General features: G+C 65.2%; 14 protein-coding genes. 2 read left to right on the top strand and 12 right to left on the bottom strand.

Annotated elements, in window-relative coordinates; translation table 11 throughout:
- Nucleotides 1-23: 23 nt before the first annotated feature.
- Genes BW994_RS01795 through BW994_RS01770 form a run of 6 tightly spaced genes read right to left on the bottom strand, consistent with a single transcriptional unit; the run spans nt 24 to nt 7,538 of the window.
- On the bottom strand, nt 24-1,229 hold the full coding sequence (locus BW994_RS01795; protein WP_029311443.1) for a molybdopterin molybdotransferase MoeA: 1,206 nt from the start codon (nt 1,227-1,229) through the stop codon (nt 24-26).
- A 3-nt stretch (nt 1,230-1,232) separates the two neighbouring features.
- Nucleotides 1,233-1,706 carry a cyclic pyranopterin monophosphate synthase MoaC gene (gene moaC / locus BW994_RS01790; RefSeq protein WP_029311444.1) on the bottom strand — a complete coding sequence of 158 codons (474 nt, stop codon included), beginning with the start codon at nt 1,704-1,706 and terminating at the stop codon, nt 1,233-1,235.
- The gene (gene trpC / locus BW994_RS01785; protein WP_029311445.1) at nt 1,703-2,512 is read right to left on the bottom strand and encodes an indole-3-glycerol phosphate synthase TrpC; all 810 of its coding nucleotides are present in this window, start codon (nt 2,510-2,512) and stop codon (nt 1,703-1,705) included. The genes moaC and trpC overlap by 4 nt, the downstream gene beginning before the upstream one ends.
- A complete protein-coding gene (locus BW994_RS01780; RefSeq protein WP_029311446.1) occupies nt 2,509-4,134 on the bottom strand; it encodes a bifunctional anthranilate synthase component II/anthranilate phosphoribosyltransferase in 1,626 nt (541 codons plus the stop codon). The genes trpC and BW994_RS01780 overlap by 4 nt, the downstream gene beginning before the upstream one ends.
- Nucleotides 4,131-5,642 (bottom strand): anthranilate synthase component I, encoded by a 1,512-nt coding sequence (gene trpE, locus BW994_RS01775; RefSeq protein WP_029311447.1) that lies wholly within the window; start codon nt 5,640-5,642, stop codon nt 4,131-4,133. The genes BW994_RS01780 and trpE overlap by 4 nt, the downstream gene beginning before the upstream one ends.
- A gap of 9 nt (nt 5,643-5,651) precedes the next feature.
- Nucleotides 5,652-7,538 carry a peptidylprolyl isomerase gene (locus BW994_RS01770; RefSeq protein ID WP_029311448.1) on the bottom strand — a complete coding sequence of 629 codons (1,887 nt, stop codon included), beginning with the start codon at nt 7,536-7,538 and terminating at the stop codon, nt 5,652-5,654.
- A gap of 147 nt (nt 7,539-7,685) precedes the next feature.
- Here BW994_RS01770 and tpiA point away from each other — a divergent pair, with 147 nt between their 5' ends.
- Nucleotides 7,686-8,411, top strand: coding sequence for a triose-phosphate isomerase (gene tpiA, locus BW994_RS01765; protein WP_029311449.1), 726 nt, complete (start codon nt 7,686-7,688; stop codon nt 8,409-8,411).
- A gap of 215 nt (nt 8,412-8,626) precedes the next feature.
- Here tpiA and BW994_RS01760 read toward each other — a convergent pair whose 3' ends face one another.
- From BW994_RS01760 to BW994_RS01735, 6 genes are all read right to left on the bottom strand, one after another.
- Nucleotides 8,627-9,700 carry an ABC transporter ATP-binding protein gene (locus tag BW994_RS01760; protein WP_076454326.1) on the bottom strand — a complete coding sequence of 358 codons (1,074 nt, stop codon included), beginning with the start codon at nt 9,698-9,700 and terminating at the stop codon, nt 8,627-8,629.
- Nucleotides 9,700-10,536 (bottom strand): sn-glycerol-3-phosphate ABC transporter permease UgpE, encoded by an 837-nt coding sequence (gene ugpE, locus BW994_RS01755; protein ID WP_076454324.1) that lies wholly within the window; start codon nt 10,534-10,536, stop codon nt 9,700-9,702. The genes BW994_RS01760 and ugpE overlap by 1 nt, the downstream gene beginning before the upstream one ends.
- The gene (locus BW994_RS01750; RefSeq protein ID WP_029314557.1) at nt 10,533-11,411 is read right to left on the bottom strand and encodes an ABC transporter permease subunit; all 879 of its coding nucleotides are present in this window, start codon (nt 11,409-11,411) and stop codon (nt 10,533-10,535) included. Before BW994_RS01750 ends, ugpE begins: the two co-directional genes overlap by 4 nt.
- Nucleotides 11,412-11,683: 272 nt before the next feature.
- Entirely contained in the window at nt 11,684-13,012 is a 1,329-nt protein-coding gene (locus tag BW994_RS01745; protein ID WP_029312908.1) for an extracellular solute-binding protein, read from the bottom strand.
- Between the two features lie 206 nt (nt 13,013-13,218).
- The gene (locus BW994_RS01740) at nt 13,219-15,555 is read right to left on the bottom strand and encodes an HAD-IC family P-type ATPase (protein ID WP_029312909.1); all 2,337 of its coding nucleotides are present in this window, start codon (nt 15,553-15,555) and stop codon (nt 13,219-13,221) included.
- 42 nt (nt 15,556-15,597) lie between these two features.
- A complete protein-coding gene (locus tag BW994_RS01735) occupies nt 15,598-16,086 on the bottom strand; it encodes a hypothetical protein (protein WP_139333943.1) in 489 nt (162 codons plus the stop codon).
- Between the two features lie 375 nt (nt 16,087-16,461).
- Between BW994_RS01735 and BW994_RS01730 the strand changes: the two genes are divergently transcribed.
- Complete coding sequence (locus BW994_RS01730) at nt 16,462-17,688, top strand: arginine deiminase (RefSeq protein WP_029312911.1); 1,227 nt, start codon at nt 16,462-16,464, stop codon at nt 17,686-17,688.
- Nucleotides 17,689-17,700: the final 12 nt, after the last annotated feature.

The following is a 17,700-nucleotide window of genomic DNA, read 5'->3' as shown; positions in this document are numbered from 1 at the left end:
GCCGCCCCACCCGGCGCTTGGCCCTAAAGCCCACACGCCGCGAGGCGGATGATGGAGACTGTCGTGCCGGCGGGTGTGGCGGGGGCGTGGGGCGCGCGGAGGACGACGGCGTCCGCGCGGGCGAGGCGGCGGAGCATTGAGCTGTCTTGGGGGCCGAAGGGGGTGACGGTCCAGTGTCCGTCGGCGTCACGGTCGATCGTGGCGCGGAGGTGATCGGCGCGGTGATCGTTGGCGGACAGCGCGATGGTGCAGCGGGCCGAATCGGTGGAGGGTGCGGTGCCGGGCAGGCCGGCGAGGCGTTCGATCGCGGGTTTGGCGAAGAGCAGCGCGCAGATCATGGCCGAAACCGGGTTGCCGGGCAGGCCGAGCACGGGGAGGTTGCCGAGCCGCCCGAACATGAGGGGTTTGCCCGGGCGCATCGCGATTTTCCAGAAATCGACATCGAGCCCGATGTCGGACAGGCCGGCTTGTACCAGGTCGTGCGTGCCGACGCTGGCGCCCCCGGTGGTGATCAGCAGATCGGCGTGTGATGCGCTTGCCGCGGCGTTGGCGATGGCGGTGCGGTCGTCGGGTGCGATCGGCAGGATGATCGGTATGCCGCCGTTGGCGCGGACGAAGGCGGCGAGCGCGTGGGAGTTGGAGCTGACGATGCCGCCCGCGGGGATGGGATCGCCGGGCATCGCGATTTCATCGCCGGTGGCGAGGATGGCGATGACGGGTTTGCGGTGGACGGTGATCCAGGGGTGATTGGCGGCGGCGGCGAGGCCGATATCGCGCGCGGTGAGGTGGCGGCCCGGGCTGAGGAGCGTGTCGCCGGCGGCAAAATCGAGTCCGGCGCCGCGGATATGCTTGCCGGGGAGGCCGGCTTCGCGCAGCGTGACGGTGGTGTCGTCGTATTCGGCCTCTTCCTGGATGATGATGCAATCGGCGCCTGCGGGCACCACGCTGCCGGTGAACAGGCGCACGGCCTCACCGGGGCGGACCGATCCGGCGAAAGGGTGGCCGGCGGGGGCCGCGCCGATAATGCGCAGCCGCGCGCCGATCACACTATCCGCCGCGCGCAGGGCGAAGCCATCCATCGCGGAGACATCGTTCGGCGGCTGGGTCAGGCGGGCGATGAGCGGGGCGGCCAGCACGCGCCCGGCGGCTTCGGCCAGCGGGATGATTTCCCCGCCGGTCGGCGCGAGCAGGGCCAGGATCCGCGCGCGGGCTTCAGGGACGCTCAGCATGGGTCAACCTTGGGTGAAATCGCCGGATTTGCCGCCGGATTTGGCGATGACGCGCAGCGCCTCGATCCGCATGGCGCGGTCGGCGGCTTTCAACATGTCATAAATGGTGAGCGCAGCGACCGAGGTGGCGGTGAGCGCTTCCATCTCGACGCCGGTCGGCCCGGTGGTGCGGACCGTGGCGGTGATGCGGATGCCGGGGAGTGCGTCATCCGGTGTCAGTTCGATGGTGACGGCGGCGATGGCGAGCGGGTGGCAGAGCGGAATGAGGTCCGACGTGCGTTTGGCGGCCATGATCCCGGCGATGCGGGCGGTGGCCAGCACGTCACCCTTTTTCGCAGTGCCGGAGGTAACGAGCGCGAGGGTTTCCGGCCGCATCGTGACATGGCAGGCGGCGGTGGCATCGCGCACGGTGGCTGGCTTGCCCGACACATCGACCATGCGGGCCGCGCCGGTGGCATCGATATGGGTGAGGCTCATGCGCCGACGCCCAGCAAGGCGCGGGTCGCTTTGGTGATATCGTCCTGGCGCATCAGGCTTTCGCCGACCAGAATACCCTGCACGCCGGCGGCCTTCAGGCGTTCGATATCGGCGAAATCACGGATGCCGCTCTCCGCGACAACAAAGCGTTCCGGCGGGATCTGCACGGCCATGCGTTCGGATACCGCGATGTCGGTGACCATGGTCTTGAGATTGCGGTTATTGATGCCGACCAACCGGGCGCGCAGGCCCAGCGCGCGTTCGAGTTCGGCTTCGTCATGCACTTCGACCAGCACGTTCATATCGAGCGCGGTCGCCAGTTCCTCGAAGCTGCGGGCCTGTTCGTCGGTCAGTGCCGCCATGATCAGCAGAACACAATCGGCCCCCATCGCCCGGCTTTCATAGATTTGCCATTCGTCGAGGATGAAATCCTTGCGCAGCATCGGCAGATCGACCGCGGCGCGCGCGGCGGTGAAATCGGCTTCGCTGCCCTGGAAATAGGTGGCATCGGTCAGCACCGACAGGCAGACCGCGCCGCCGTCCTTGTAGGCGGTCGCGATCGCCGCGGGGTCGAAATCGGGGCGGATCAGCCCAGCGCTGGGCGAGGCTTTCTTGATTTCGGCGATCAGCCCGGTGCGGCCGGAGGCGGCGGCATCCATCAGGGCGCGGGCGAACCCGCGCGGCGGTTCGGCATCCTTGGCGCGCGCGCGGATGTCATCGAGATCATGTTCGGCCTGGCGGCGGGCGACCTCGGCGCGCGTATCATCGCAGATCTTGCGCAGAATATCGGTAGGCGAATCGTTCATCGGGCCAGTTCCAAGGTTGTCGCGGCACTCGCATGGCGCAGCCGATCGAGGCTGGCGCGCGCCGCACCGCTATCGATCGAAGAGGCCGCCATGGTAACGCCAGTGCGGAAATCATCGGTGCGACCAGCGACGATCAACCCGGCGGCGGCGTTCAACAGCACGGCGTCGCGATAGGGGCTCGCCTCGCCATCGAGCAGGGCGCTGAGGCGGCCAGCATTGTGGGCGGCATCGCCGCCGATGATCGCGGCAAGCGGCGCGCGGGCGAGGCCGGCGGCTTCCGGCGTGATGGTCAGTTCGCTGATCGCGCCGTGATCGAGCGAGACGATCCGGCTTTCACCGACCAGAGTGAGCTCATCGAGCCCCTGGCCATGCACCACCATCGCGCGTTCGGTGCCCAGTTGCGCCAGGGTTTCAGCCATCGGTCGCGCCCAGGCGGGATCGAACACGCCGATCAGCTGCCGGCGCACCGAGGCGGGGTTGGCGAGCGGGCCGAGCAGGTTGAAGATGGTGCGGGTGCCCAGCGTTATGCGCGCCGCGGCGGCGTGGCGCAGCCCGGCGTGGTGGCGTGGCGCGTATAAAAAGACGCAACCGGCCTCGTTCAAAATGCCCGAGAGTCGTTCGAACGGCGGTTCGACCGCAACGCCCAGCGCGGCCAGCACATCGGCCGCACCGGCGCGCGAGGAAAGCGCGCGGTTGCCGTGCTTGGCGACCGGTACGCCCAGCCCGGCGAGCACGAAGGTGACGGCGGTCGAGATATTGAGCGTGCCGACGCCATCGCCCCCGGTGCCGCAGACATCGATGGCACCTTGCGGGGCGGCGATCGCACGCATCCGCTCGCGCATCGCTCGCACCGCCCCCGTGAGTTCCGCGACGGTTTCGCCGCGCACCCGCATCGCCATCAACATGCCGGCGATCTGCGCATCGTTCGATTTACCGTCGATGATCGCGCCGAACGCGGCTTCTGAAAGCTCCTCGCTGAGTTTGTCGCCGCGCGCGAGGCGATCGAGCACCGGTTTCAGATCGGCCAGGATTTCCGCCGAGCCTTGGTTGCGGCCGCGCGCGAGTGCCAGGAAATTGCGCAGCAGCGTATGGCCATGCGCGGTCGCGATGCTTTCCGGATGAAACTGCACGCCGAAAATCGGCAGGTCGCGGTGGCGCAAGCCCATGATCAAACCATCCTCGGTGAAGGCGGTCGGGATCAGGGTTTCCGGCAGCGTTTCGCGCTCCACGATCAGGGAGTGGTAGCGCGTGGCTTCGAATTGGTCCGGCACGCCGGCGAAGATGTCGCTACCCTGGTGGCGGATCGCGGCCATTTTGCCATGCATCGGCTGCGGCGCGCGCTTAACCACGCCGCCGAACGCCTGGCCGATCGCCTGATGACCCAGGCAGACCCCCAAGATCGGCACTTTGCCGGCAGCGGCGTGGATCAGATCGAGGCAGATGCCCGCCTCGTTCGGCGTGCACGGCCCGGGCGAGAGCACGATGGCTTCGGGCTGCAGCGCGAGCACCTCCTCCGGCGTGATCTGGTCGTTGCGGCGGACCACGCAATCGGCGCCGAGATCGCCAAAAAAATGCACCAGGTTGAAGGTGAAACTGTCGTAATTATCGATGATCAGGATCATGGGGCGCTCCGGTTTGCGCTCACGTAGTTCACCGCATCTTCGGCCGCGCGGAACAGGGCGCGCGCCTTTTGCAGGCTTTCGGCATATTCGGCATCGGGGTCGGAATCAGCCACGATACCAACGCCGGATTGGACATACAGGGTAGCGTCCTTGATCAGCGCGGTGCGCAAGGCGATGCAGGTGTCCATCGTGCCGTTGGCGGCGAAATAGCCGATGCAGCCGCCATACAGGCCGCGGCGCGAGGGTTCGAACTCCTCGATGATTTCCATCGCCCGCACCTTCGGCGCACCGGAGAGCGTGCCGGCCGGAAAACCCGCGATCAGCGCATCCAGCGCATCGGCATCGTCGCGGATGGTCCCTTCGACGGTCGATGAAATATGCATGACATGGGAAAACCGCTCGATCGCGAAGCTCTCGGTCACCGCGACAGAGCCGATCTTGGCGACCCGGCCGACATCGTTGCGCGCCAGATCGAGCAGCATGAGATGCTCGGCGCGCTCCTTCGGGTCTTCCAGCAATTCGGTCTCCAGCGCCTCGTCCTCGGCGCGGTTGGCACCGCGCTTGCGCGTGCCGGCCAGCGGTCGGATGGTCACCGTGCCATCGCGGAGCCGGACGAGGATTTCAGGGCTGGAACCGACCGCTTGATAGCTGCCGAAATCGAGGAAAAACAGGAACGGCGCGGGGTTGATCCGCCGCAGACTGCGATAGAAGGCAAAGGGCGGCGCGGTGAATTCCTGGGCGAAGCGCTGGCTGGCGACCACCTGGAACACATCCCCGGCGGCGATGTAGTCCTTGCCGCGCAGCACCATCGCCTTGAACGCGGCCTCGGTCATGTTGGGCACCGGCGCGCCAGCCCCCGAAAGCGAGCCGGTCAGGTGCGGGGTGGGCCGATCGAGCGCTGCTTCCGCGGCTTCGATCCGCGCCGTCGCGGCGCGGTAGGCATCGGCCGCGGAGACACCCTCGCGCCGCCAGGCCGGTGCGGCGAGGGTGATTTCATCCTTCACGGAATCGAAAATCGCAAACATGCCGGGGCGCATCAGCACCGCATCGGGGATGCCGAGTACGTCCGGATTTGACGCCGGCAGGCGCTCCATCAGGCGGACCATGTCGTAGCCGAGGTAGCCGACGAGCCCGCCGGTCATCGGCGGCAGGTGCTCGGGCAGGTCGAGCCTGGTTTCCGCGATCAGGGCGCGCAGGCTGGTGAAGGCGTCGCGCGGGTCGGTGGTGAAAGCCGCCGGGTCGGTGCTGGCGTCGCGGTTGACGCTGACCGCGCCACCCTCGCAACGCCAGATCAGGTCGGGCGCGAAACCGATCACCGAATAGCGCCCGCGCGCCGCTCCACCTTCGACGCTTTCGAGCAGCAGCGAATAGGGTCTGCCATGGGCGAGCTTCAGAAACGCGGCAACCGGGGTGATCAGATCGGCTGCGAGCACCCGCCAGACCAACGCGCCCGATCCTGCTTCATAAGCGGCGCGGAATGGGGTGGTCGGGTCGGGCACGGCGTTCATGGTGCGTCCTTAATCGCTGATCTGTTGCAGTTTTTTTTCATTGACGGTGACATGGTAGCGCGACCGCAGGGCGGTTGCGTAGGTTTGCAGAACATCGGTCTGCATCGCGGTGCTCAACGCGGTCTGGATCCGCTTGAGCATCGCAGGATCGCTGCCGGGTTTCGGCTCGGTGATCGCGGTGACCACGCCGACCACGAATTCGGAATTGGTCTCCACCATGGTGGGCTCGCCGATTTTCAGGGTGAACAGGATCGGCAGCAGCTTCGCCGGAATGCCCGGCGCGGGTTTCGCGCGGGTCATCGGCGGGCTGGTGGTGATCGGCTGGCCAGCGGCGTTGGCGGCCTGAGCGAAGGTCTTGCCCGATTTGACCGCACCGATCAGCCCGGCGGCGGCAATTTCCTCCTGGCGCTTCACCTGATTGCCGGTCCAGTCGAGCAGAACGTCCTGCTTGACCTGATCATAGGGTTTCAGCGCCGGCGGAATGAGTTTCTGCACGCTGACCGCATAATAACTGTCATCCGGTCCGGTCACCGCGCGGGGTGCGGCACCCGGTGCGGTCGCAAAGACGGTCTTGATGATCGCGGCGCGCAACGCCTTGCCGCCGGGGATCGGCGCCGGCTTGCCGTCAGCCTCGAGCCCCTGGGCATCGAGCGTGCCTTCTACCGCGGCAAGATGCAGCGTGCCCGGCAGATGATCGAGGGACGTGTTGCCCGCCAGCGCGTCCTGGAACTTCGAAACCGTGGCATCGACCAGTTCACGCGCCTTGCGCTGCTGCACGGCCGCCTTGAGCTGCGGTTCGACCTGCGCCATCGGCGTGGTGCCGCCCGGATTGGCCTGGGTCACCTTGAACACATAGGTACCCAGTGCCCCGGTAACCGGATCGGAGATCGTGCCGGGAGTGGCCGCAAACACCGCCTTGGCGAGCCGGCCGGAGGGGAATTGATCGGGCTGCGCGTTCTTGAAGCTCACACCCGTCGCGGTCGCGGCGGTGGCGGCCTGCTGCATCGCCGCCCAGCTGGTGCCCTTGCGCCACAAGGCGGCCAGCTTGGCGGCGCTGGCGGCATCCTCGGCGGTAATGATGTGCACCGAACGGCTGGCGGTACGCGCGAATTTCGATTTCTCCGCCTCGTATTCGTTGGCGATCTCCGCTTGGGTCACAACCTGGCTTTGCGCCAGCAGCGCGGGCGAGAGAATCACGATCTGGGCCTTGCGCAGCGCCGGGGTCGAGAACCGCTCCGGATGATTGCGCCAAAACCGCCGCAGCACGGCAAGCGCCGGGGCCGGCGGCGGCGTTGCGGCGGCAAACGGCAGCTGCGCGTACTGGATCGTGCGCTCCTGGCCGACATAGTCGAAAATCTGCTGCACCAGCGGCTTGGGTGCGGCCGCACCCACCGTGATCGCCTGGACGATCTGGCTGGCGTTCAGCCCGCGCGCAATATCCGCCATGAACGCCGCCGGCGTCAGCCCGTGCTGCGAAAGCACCTGATTGAACGTGGTCTTGTCGAACTTGCCGTTCGGCCCGTTGAACGCGCTGATCCCGAAAATCTGCTGGCGCAGAGCCTCAGGCGGCGCGGTAACGCCAAGACGCTTGGCATCGAGCGCCAGCGCCGTCCGGTCGATCGCCTGACCCAGCGCATTGCCCGCATAAAGGCGCCGCTCACCCTTGCTCGGCGAGGCACCGTTATGCTGCTGCGCATACGCCGTGATCTGCTGCTGATAGCCGGTGTTGACCGTGCCCGCCTCGATCGCGTGACCACCAACGGTCGCGACCGCGTTGCTGGACGCGTGATTGGTCACCACGCTGGATACACCCCAGAAAATGAACACAGCGATCAGCAGCATGAAAAACGCGCGGACCAGCCAGTTATCGAGCAGTTTGCGGATCGTCGAGAGCATCCGGTTCCAACCTCATCCAACGGAAAGCCGGGTCTTTACCACGCGCGCGGCCGATTGCCACCCGGTGCCGGGTAAGGCTAGGGAACCCGACACCTTCGTTCCCGGCTGAACGAGGCGAAGATTTTTCACGCGGTGGGGATAAGATCGATGCGACAGATGATTGCGGGAAACTGGAAAATGAACGGCACGCTCGCCGGCATCGCCGCCTACGCGGCGGCGCTGGGGCAGGGGGTCGCAGGCGTCGATTTGCTGATCTGCCCGCCTTACCCGCTGATCGGGCCGCTGCGCGCCGCCTGCGCGCCAGGCATCGCGGTCGGCGCGCAGGATTGCGCGGTCGAACAATCCGGCGCCCATACCGGCGACGTGGCGGCCGGCCTGCTGGCTGAAATCGGCGCCAGCCATATCATTCTCGGTCACTCCGAACGCCGGGCCGATCACAACGAGCGATCCGCCCTGGTGCGCGACAAATCCCGCACCGCCATCGCCGCCGGGTTGACCCCGATCATCTGCGTCGGCGAAACCCTCGCCGAACGCGATGCCGGCGAAGCCGAAACCGTGGTCCGCGCCCAACTCGCCGGCAGTCTGCCGGATGGCTTCACCGGGCTGGTCGCCTATGAACCGGTCTGGGCGATCGGCACCGGCAAAACCGCAACCGAAACCGACGTGCAAGCCATGCACGCCACCATCCGCGCCGCCCTCAAAAAACAACTCGGCGAACCAGGCGAAACCATGCTCATCCTGTACGGCGGCTCCGTGAAACCCACCAACGCTGCCACCCTGCTCGCAACCCCCGAGGTCGGCGGCGCCCTGGTCGGCGGCGCCAGCCTGACCGCGACTGATTTCATGGCCATAGCCGAGGCGGCGCTAAGGTAAGTAAGGCCAGGGGCTCTGCCCCTGGACCCCGTTAAAGGCGGAGCCTTTAAAATCCATTAGTTTTAGGTAAGGGGAGGGCGACACAGGCCAGATCGACGGAACCACCGAGGCAGCGCCCTCCCCTTACCTAAAACTAGCGGGTTCTAAGGGCTCCGCCCTTAGTGGGGGTCGAGGGGGCAAAGCCCCCCGCCTTACTTACCTCAGCACCGCCACCGTTATGCCGGGTCCATGCGGGTGCCTGTTGTGGGGTCGAAGACGTGGATGTGGTGGGGCGGGATTTCGATGGGGATTGTGTGGTCGGTTGGTGCTGGGCTGGTGACGCGGAGGGTGAAGGGGGTGGTATTGGGCAGGGTGCCGTGCAGCAGGGTTTCCGAGCCCAGCGGTTCGGCGAATTCGACGGCGAGGGGGATGCTGTTGGGCCCGGATGCGATGGTGGCGTGTTGGGCGCGGATGCCGAGGGTGATTTTTGTGCCATCGGGCGCGGTGCGGGGGCCAGCGGTGAAGGTGAGTTCGGGGCCGGCGTCGAGTTTGGCGGCGCGGCCATTCTGGGTGATTGTGGCGGCGCAGAAATTCATCGCCGGCTCGCCGATGAAGCTTGCGACGTACATGGTCGCCGGCTTGTCGAACACTTCGATCGGGGTGGCGATCTGGGCGGCGCGACCTTGGTGCATCACGATCAGCCGGTCGGCCAGGGTCATGGCTTCGACCTGGTCGTGGGTGACGTAGAGGCTCGTGATATTCAGGCGTTTCTGTAGCTTGCGGATATCGGCGCGAACCTGGACGCGGAGTTTGGCATCGAGGTTGGAGAGCGGTTCGTCGAACAGGAATAATTTGGGTTCACGCACGATGGCGCGGCCCATGGCGACACGCTGGCGCTGACCGCCCGAGAGTTCGCGTGGCTTGCGGGCAAGCAGGGGGGTCAATCCCAGCGTTTCTGCGGCGATTTCGATTTTCGATTTGATCGTGGCGCGGTCGAGACCTTTCAGTTTCAGTCCGTAGCCCATGTTGTCGAACACCGACATGTGCGGATACAGCGCGTAATTCTGGAACACCATGGCGATGTCGCGACGCGAGGGATCGCGGTCGGTAATATCCGCGCCATCGAGCAGGATGCGCCCGGCGCTCGGTGATTCGAGGCCGGCGACCAGGCGGAGCAGGGTGGATTTGCCGCAGCCGGACGCGCCGACGATCACCAGCATTTCGCCATCGGCCAGCGCGAGATCGATCCCGTGCAGCACGGTGGTGGCGCCGAAGGTTTTTTGCAGGGATTGGAGTTCGAGCGTCGCCATTATTTATCCACTTCGGTCAGGCCGCCAATGAACCAGCGCTGCATCGCGACCACCACGAGGACCGGGGGAATGATGGCGAGGATGGTGGCGGCCATGACGAGGTTCCATTGAGGGATCTGGTCGGTGGTGATCATCTGCACGATGCCGAGCACGATCGGGTCGAGTTTGCCGTTGGTCGCGACCAGCAGGGGCCAGAGATACTGGTTCCAGCCGTAGACGAACAGAATGACGAACAAGGCGGCGAGGTTGGGGGCCGACACGGGCAGCAGGATGTCGAAAAAGAAGCGCATCGGCCCGGCGCCATCGAGTTTAGCGGCTTCGACCAGTTCGTCAGGGATGGCGAGAAACACCTGGCGGAACAGCAAGGTCGCGGTGGCCGAGGCGATCAGCGGCATGGTCAGGCCGGTGAAGCTGTTGATCAAATGGAAATCCGACATCACCGCATAGGTCGGGATGATGCGCACCTCGACGGGCAGCATCAGCGTGATGAAGATCAGCCAAAACGCAATCATGCGAAACGGAAACCGGAAGAAGGCGATGGCGAAGGCGGACAAGGCGGAGATAACGATTTTTCCGATCGCGATGACCAACGCCATGCCAAGGCTGACCAGCAGCATGTGCCAGACCGGCACGCCGCCCTTGGCCGCGTTGCCGAAGCCGAACGCCGTGATGAAAATCTTCAGCCCGGCGAGGCGGGGGATCAGCGAGATGTCGCCCCGGTTGATCGCCGCGGCCGATTGCGTGGCCCCCGCAAAGGCGACCCAGAGCGGGAAGATGAAAATCACCACCCCGAGCAGCAGCACCGCATGGGCCAGATAATCGGGCTTGCGGTTCATCCGGCGCGTTTCCCGGTGTAGCGGAACTGGATGGTGGTGAGGCCGATGATGATGACCATCAGAATGATCGATTGCGCCGCCGAACCGCCGATATCGAGGTTCAGAATCCCATCACGATAGACCTTGACCACGAGTGTCTCGGTCGCGGTGCCCGGGCCGCCGGCAGTGAGCGCGAAGATCAGAGCGAACGTGTCGAACGCGGCATAGACGATATTGACGATGATCAGAAAAAACGTCGTCGGTGCCAGCAGCGGAAAGATCATGGTCCGAAACCGATAGAAACCCCGCGCACCATCCAGCGTTGCCGCCTCGATCACCGAGCGCGGCACCGATTGCAGTCCGGCAAGATAGAAAATGAAATTATAGCTCACCTGCTTCCACGCGGCGATGACGATCACCAGCAGAAACGCCTGGTCGGCATGGGTGGCATAATTGAAATCGAGACCCAAACGCCCAAACAGATTGGTCAGCAGGCCAATCTGCGGCTGCAACAGGAATACGAAAATCACCGAAGCGATCGCGGGCGCAATGGCATAAGGCCAGATCAGCAAAATCCGGTAGACCCGCGCACCACGGATCGCGCGATTGGCGAAGCTCGCCAACAGCAGACCAAATCCCATCGCCAGACACGTCACCGCAATACAGAACACGAACGTGCGCACCAACGCCGCCTGATAGGTCGATGACTGAAACAATTCAGCGAAATTGGCGAGGCCGACAAAACTGCTGTTCAGCCCGAACGCATCCGTCGCGCGCACACTCTCGCCAAACGCCCGCCAGGCCGGCAACAAAAAAAACAACACCGTAATCGCCAACTGCGGCGCCACCAGCACCGCCGGCAGCATCCAACCCGCGAACAACGTGCGCCGTTCCATCGGCGCCTATGCCGGGGTGTGGGGGTGGCGTGTTGGAAGCAAGGAAGGCCAGGGGCTCTGCCCCTGGACCCCGTTAAAGGCGGAGCCTTTAAAATCCATTAGTTTTAGGCAAGGGGAGGGCTGTCCAGGCCAGATCGACGGAACCACCGAGGCAGCGCCCTCCCCTTGCCTAAAACTAGCGGGTTCTAAGGGCTCCGCCCTTAGTGGGGGTCCAGGGGGCAAAGCCCCCTGGCCTTTCTTTCCTTCCAACACGCCACCCCCACCCCCCGGCATCAGGCGTGGATGGATTGGGCGAACCGGTTGATCACGGCTTGGGCGCGGTGTTGGGCGGTGGCGAGGGCGGTTTTGGCTGGTGTGTTATTCTGGATGGCGCGTTCCCATTCTTCTTCGATGATAACGCGCACTTCGGGCATGCCACCGAGGCGGATGCCGCGCGAGAAGTTGGTGGGTTGGGTGCGGGTGAGTTGTTCGACCGCGATATTGGTCCCGGGGTTGGCGGTGTAGAAGCCTTGTTTGGTGATCAGTGCGTTACCGGCGGTGGTGACGGGGATATAGCCGGTGGCTTCGGACCAACCGGAATCGTTGCCGGGCTGGCTGATGAAGTTGAAGAAATGTGCCACCGCCGTGTATTCGGGTTTGGTGCGATCGGGTGCGGTCATGGCCCAAAAGGCGGCGCCGCCGATGATCGAGTTGATCGGCGATTTGATGATCGAGGGGTGGTAGGGCAGGTAGGTATCGTTGAATTTGAATTTTGCGCTCTGTTTGAGCTGCCCGTAGATCGAGGAACTGTCGAAGGTGATACCGGCTTTGCCGGCGTAGAAGATCGGGCTGGGGGCGCCGTCGCGACCCTGGTATTTGAACAGGCCTTCCTTCTGCATCGACAGGATGGTGCCGAGGTTTTTGACGAAAGGGGCGGTGTCGATTTTGAGGGTGGGTTTCGGGCCGCCGAAGCCATCGTTCAGCGTTGCGTATTCGACATTGTGGATGGCGGCGAACTGCTCGAAATGCACCCAGGTCGGCCAGGAGGTCATCACCGGGATGGGTGCGGCGTTGCGGGCTTTGATGGCGCGGGCGGCCTTGATCACGTCGTCCCAGGTGGCGAGGGACATTTTGGGGTCGAGCCCGGCTTTCTCGAAGACGTCTTCATTGATCCACATGGTTGCGGTGGAGGAGTTGAAGGGTGCTGCACCCATCTTGCCGTCATTGAGGCTGTAGTAGCCCCGCACGGCGGGGATGTAGGTGGCGGGGTCGATGGCGACGCCGGTCATGGCCGCGAGTTTATAGACATCGACCACGGCACGCCCGGCGCCGAGCATGTCGGCGGTGCCAACGTCGAACACCTGCGCAATCGAGGGGGCTTTGCCGGCGCGCCAGGCGGCGATGGTCGCGGTCAGCACCTGCGGGTAGGTGCCTTTATAGACGGCATCGACCTGATAGGCCGTCTGGCTTTTGTTGAATGCATCGACGGTCGCCTGGAGTTTCTGCCCGAGCGCGCCGGCCATGGCGTGCCAGAGCGTGATGGTCACGGGTGCGGCGGCGCGGGCGGTGGCGGCGGCGAGCGCGGTTACCGGCGCTGCGGCGATCAGGAGGCGGCGTTTCATGAAAAATTCCCTTATTGACGACCCGTGCCGCTTAGCGCGGCTTGATGACAGGGCGATGACATATCAGTGAAGGTCACGTGACAACAAGAGGGGCGTGGCCGCGAATGGCATGAATCGGCGGGGCCGCGGCTATTGTCGATCGAAAGCGGGCGCTGTTTTTTTGTTCGATTGCTTCTGATACCAGCGGGCGGCTCACGTTGGACGCGTCATGCAAGACCGAGTCGGGCGAACACCGGCAGTTTCACCAGATCGAGCATGAGCGCGAGCAGAACTGACGCCACGAAGACGCCGAGCACCACTGGGGCGCCCAGCGCGGGCATCGCAATGCCGCTGATGGCGAGACAGGCGACACCGCCGATGCCAGCGGCCGACGATGCCAGCAGCCAGCCGCTCGGGCGCGACGCCCAGCGATGGCGCCGGTCGCGGATCGCGTAGATCGTGGTCTGGGTGGAAAACACCAGGGCGACGAAGGCGAGCGTCTCTTGCGCGGCGGCGCTCAGGCCGAGTGCGAAATGCCCGATGGCGAGCGTCACGCTGCAAAACACCAGCAGACCGGCTGCGATGATGGCGCAGGCGATGGTCAGCCGGCCGATGCGCCAGACATTCGGCTGGGGTGACCAGCTGACATGGTCGGTCGAGAGCGACATCGACAGGAAATCGCCGCTGATCATGAAAATGACCATCAGCATGGGCGATAGAATCGCATGGCCGGTCATCAGCAGACCGACGGCGAGGAACAGCACCGTCACCAGTTTCCGGATGATGGTATTGATCGTGTAGGTCTGGATGCGCTGGAAGATCACGCGCCCTTCCTTGACCGCGGCGACCACGCCGCCGAGCCCCGCGCCGGTCAGCACCATGCCGGCGGCCGATTTGGCGACATCGGTGGCGGTCGCCACGGCGATGCCGATCTGCGCCTGGCGCAGCGCCGGGGCATCGTTCGCCCCGTCGCCGCACATGCCGACGATATGGTGCTGGCTCTGGAACGCCTTGACCAGCTTGAATTTGTCCTCAGGCAGCACGCCGGCGAACACGGCAAAACTGCCTGGGCTGATGCTGTCCGGAATCGCGCCGGCCGGGCAGATCGCGCCATCGAGCCCGACGGCGTGGGCGACGATCGCGGCGGTGGCGGCGGCATCGCCGGTGACCATGATGGTGTGCACGCCGAGGGTTTTCAGCGCGCGGATCAGATCGGCGGAATCATCGCGCGGCGGATCGCTCAGGGCGATCAGACCGGCCAATTTCAGGCCTTGCGCCGGCCCGACGGCAACGGCGAGCACACGAAACCCCTTGGCCTGGAGGGCTTCGGCGGTCGATGCGGCATCGGGCGACGCGGCGGCGAGATGCGCAATCGCCGCGAACGCGCCTTTGACGACGCGCTGAGTTTCGCCGCTCAAGGCGGTCACCGTGGCTGCGGACATTTTGGTCGCCGGATCGAACGGCGTGAAGCCGATCAGCCGGGGGGCGTCGGAGATCGGCTTGGCCTTGGCGGCGGTGGTAATCGCGCGATCCACCGGGTCCTGCCCGCCATCCGAGCTGGCGAGGGCGGCGCACGCGAGGATATGGGCAACATCGAAGCCGGGCAGGGCGTGGACATCGGTTACTTTGAGCGCGTTGCGGGTCAGCGTGCCGGTTTTGTCGGCGCAGAGCACATCCATGGTGGCGGCTTCATCGACCGCGGACAACCGGGTCGGCAGCACGCCCCGCGCCGCCAGCGCGCGGGCGCCGAGTGCGGCGGCGAGGGTGAAGGTGGCGGGCAGCGCGACCGGAATGCTCGCCAGCACGGCGGTGAGCGCGAGCGCGATGATCTGGTCGGTCGTCATGCCGAGATGAACCGCGTATCCGACCAGCAGAACCGTGATCACGCCATTGAAACCAGCGAGATTGCGCACGACGCGCAGCACCGCGGTTTGCTGGGAGCTGACGTTGTGGGCGATCCGCACGAGTTCGGCGGTCCGGCCGAATTTGGTGCGCGCACCCGTCGCGGTCACTTCGGCGATGGCTTCGCCGCGCCGCACCAGCGCGCCGGCGAAGGTTTTCTGGCCAGCGGTGCCTTCGATCGGGACGGATTCGCCGGTCAGCATCGATTGATCGAGCAGGATTTCGCCGCTGATGAGCGTGACATCGGCCGCGACGACGCCGCCAAGCGATAGTTTCACGACATCGCCCGGCACCAGATCGGTGGCGGGCACGGTTCGCCACGCGCCGTCGCGCCGGACCGAGGCGTTCAAGGCGAGGCGGGATTTCAGCGCATCCAGCGTCGCCTGCGCGCGGCCCTCCTGCACCAGGCCGAGGACAGCGTTGAACAGGAGCAGCAGCGCGATGACGGCGGCTTCGATGATGCTGCCGCGCAGCAGTTCCAGCCCGATCGCGGCTTCGAGCATCCAGGGAACCGGCGCCCAGAATTTACCGATGGCGCGGCGCAGCACATGTTCGGTCGCGTCCGGCATCGCGTTCGGACCGTTGGATTTCAGCCGGCTGGCGGCTTCGTTGCTGGTCAGGCCCGCTGATGCCCCGGTTGTGGCGATGGCGGGCGCTGTCATGCATAATTCCTGTTCAAAGACGGGGCGGATGTGCGGGCGGTTTCAGCGGTCGGTCGGGCTCGTGATGGCGGCTTCGGCCGTATGGCCGGTTTGCGTGTCGGGCTCGCTGCTTGAGACGACATAGACGAGCGATGCGATCAGGGCGGCACAGAGCAGGATGGCGGCGACGCGGGAGCGCGCACTGACGGCTGGAAATTGCATGGTGGTGGTGCGCGCCATGGTCGCGAACGGATGATCGATGGCGATGCTGGCGTGCGGCAGGAGTTTGACCAGGCGTGAGGCGGTGGTTTCCGGGCATGCGCTACCCTCGATCCCGTCCGGCACAGCCGTGATCAGGCCGGCCAGCCGATCGGCAGCGGTCGTGCGGGGCAGTCGGGCAAGGGATGCGGCCTCCTCCCACGGATCGATGTTCGAGCGCGCCAGGATCGATAGCACGCTGACGGGCACGCCGCGCCTGTCTTCCCCGACCACGGCAAACAGAAAGATGTCGAACGAGGGTTCGAGCGGCATAAGTCCGGGGGATCTGGGCATCGCAAATTGTTATCCTTCACGAAATGGTCGGTCACACGCGGCGTGGGATATCGGGTCGGTGGGCGATGAAGCGGTGGACGCCTCCGGACATCACCCGATGCAGCGCTTGATCCGATCGTTCCTCAAAGTGGCGGACACCGTCCAAGCGTGCCTTGATTCAGATCAATGCGAGGCGGGACCTGTCGGCATTTAAACGCTGGAAACCTGCCGGGGGCTGGTTGATCGCGCATCGTCCGGTGGACTTTGCATCACCGGGGCTCCCCGCCATGACGGAGATTATTCAATGAGTCGAACGATACCTTGTTGCGCGCACACCCGGCCGGCCGCGATCGTAAAGACCGCCAGGCGGGACCATTCGCCGGATCGGATCGAGTCATGACCGCCGTTTTGGGCGTTCATTCCGAGGTTGGGATATTGCGCGAAGTATTGGTGCACCGGCCCGACCTGGGCCTTGAGCGGCTGACGCCGGGCAACTGCCACGCGTTTCTGTTTGACGATGTCCTGTGGGTCAAGAAGGCGCGCCAGGAACATGATGCGTTTGTCGATACCCTGCGCGAACGGGGGGTGATCGTGCACGAATTCGGCGCAATGCTCGCCGAGGCGATGGCCGATGCGTCAGCACGGGCTTGGCTGCTCGATCGGCGGGTCGACCTGAAACATCTCGGTCATGGTACGATGGGGGAGATGCGCGCCTGGCTCGATGAATTGCCGGCCGCGCAGCTCGCGAGGTTTCTGATCGGCGGGATTGCGCGGGCCGAGCTGCCATTTGCGGCGAGGGGCCTGTTCGCCCTGACCCAGGCGGATCATCAATTCGTGCTGCCGCCGCTGCCGAACCAGTTATTTACCCGTGACAGCTCCTGTTGGGTCAACAAGGGGGTGTTCATCAACCCGATGTTCTGGCCGGCGCGCCGGCCGGAGGCGATCAATGTGGCGTGCGTGTATCGGTTTCACCCGCGCTTCAGGAATGCCGATTTCGTCCGCTACCTCGATGCTGCGGACGAGGATTTCAGCCCGCTGAGCCTGGAAGGCGGCGACGTGATGCCGCTGGCCGAGGGTGTGGTGCTGATCGGCATGGGCGAGCGATCGACGCCGCAGGCCGTGACCGAATATGCCAGCCGTCTGTTCGCACACGGGGCGGCGCGGCGGGTGATCGCAGCGCTGATGCCGCGCGACCGCAGCTATATGCATCTCGATACCGTGTTCACCTTCTGCGATCGGGATCTGGTGACGGTGTTTCCCGACATCGTCGATCACATCAGGGCGTTTTCGCTCTATCCGGGCGATGACACCGGTGCGATCCGCGTGGTCACCGAGGTTGGACCGTTCGTTGATGTGGTCGCGCAGGCGGTCGGCGTTGCGACGCTGCGCCGGGTCGTGACCGGCGGCGATGCGTTCGAGGCGGAACGGGAACAATGGGACGACGGCAATAATGTCGTCGCGGTCGCGCCCGGTGTGGTGATCGCCTACGACCGCAATGTTTATACCAACACGCAACTCCGCAAATCGGGCGTCGAGGTGATCACCATTGCGGGTTCGGAACTCGGGCGCGGCCGCGGTGGCGGCCATTGCATGACGTGCCCGCTGGTACGCGACCCGATCTGATCAACTCCCGAT

Origin of the sequence: Acidiphilium rubrum (assembly GCF_900156265.1) — a bacterium.
GTDB lineage: Bacteria > Pseudomonadota > Alphaproteobacteria > Acetobacterales > Acetobacteraceae > Acidiphilium > Acidiphilium rubrum.
This window is presented reverse-complemented; position numbering and strand designations above follow the sequence as displayed.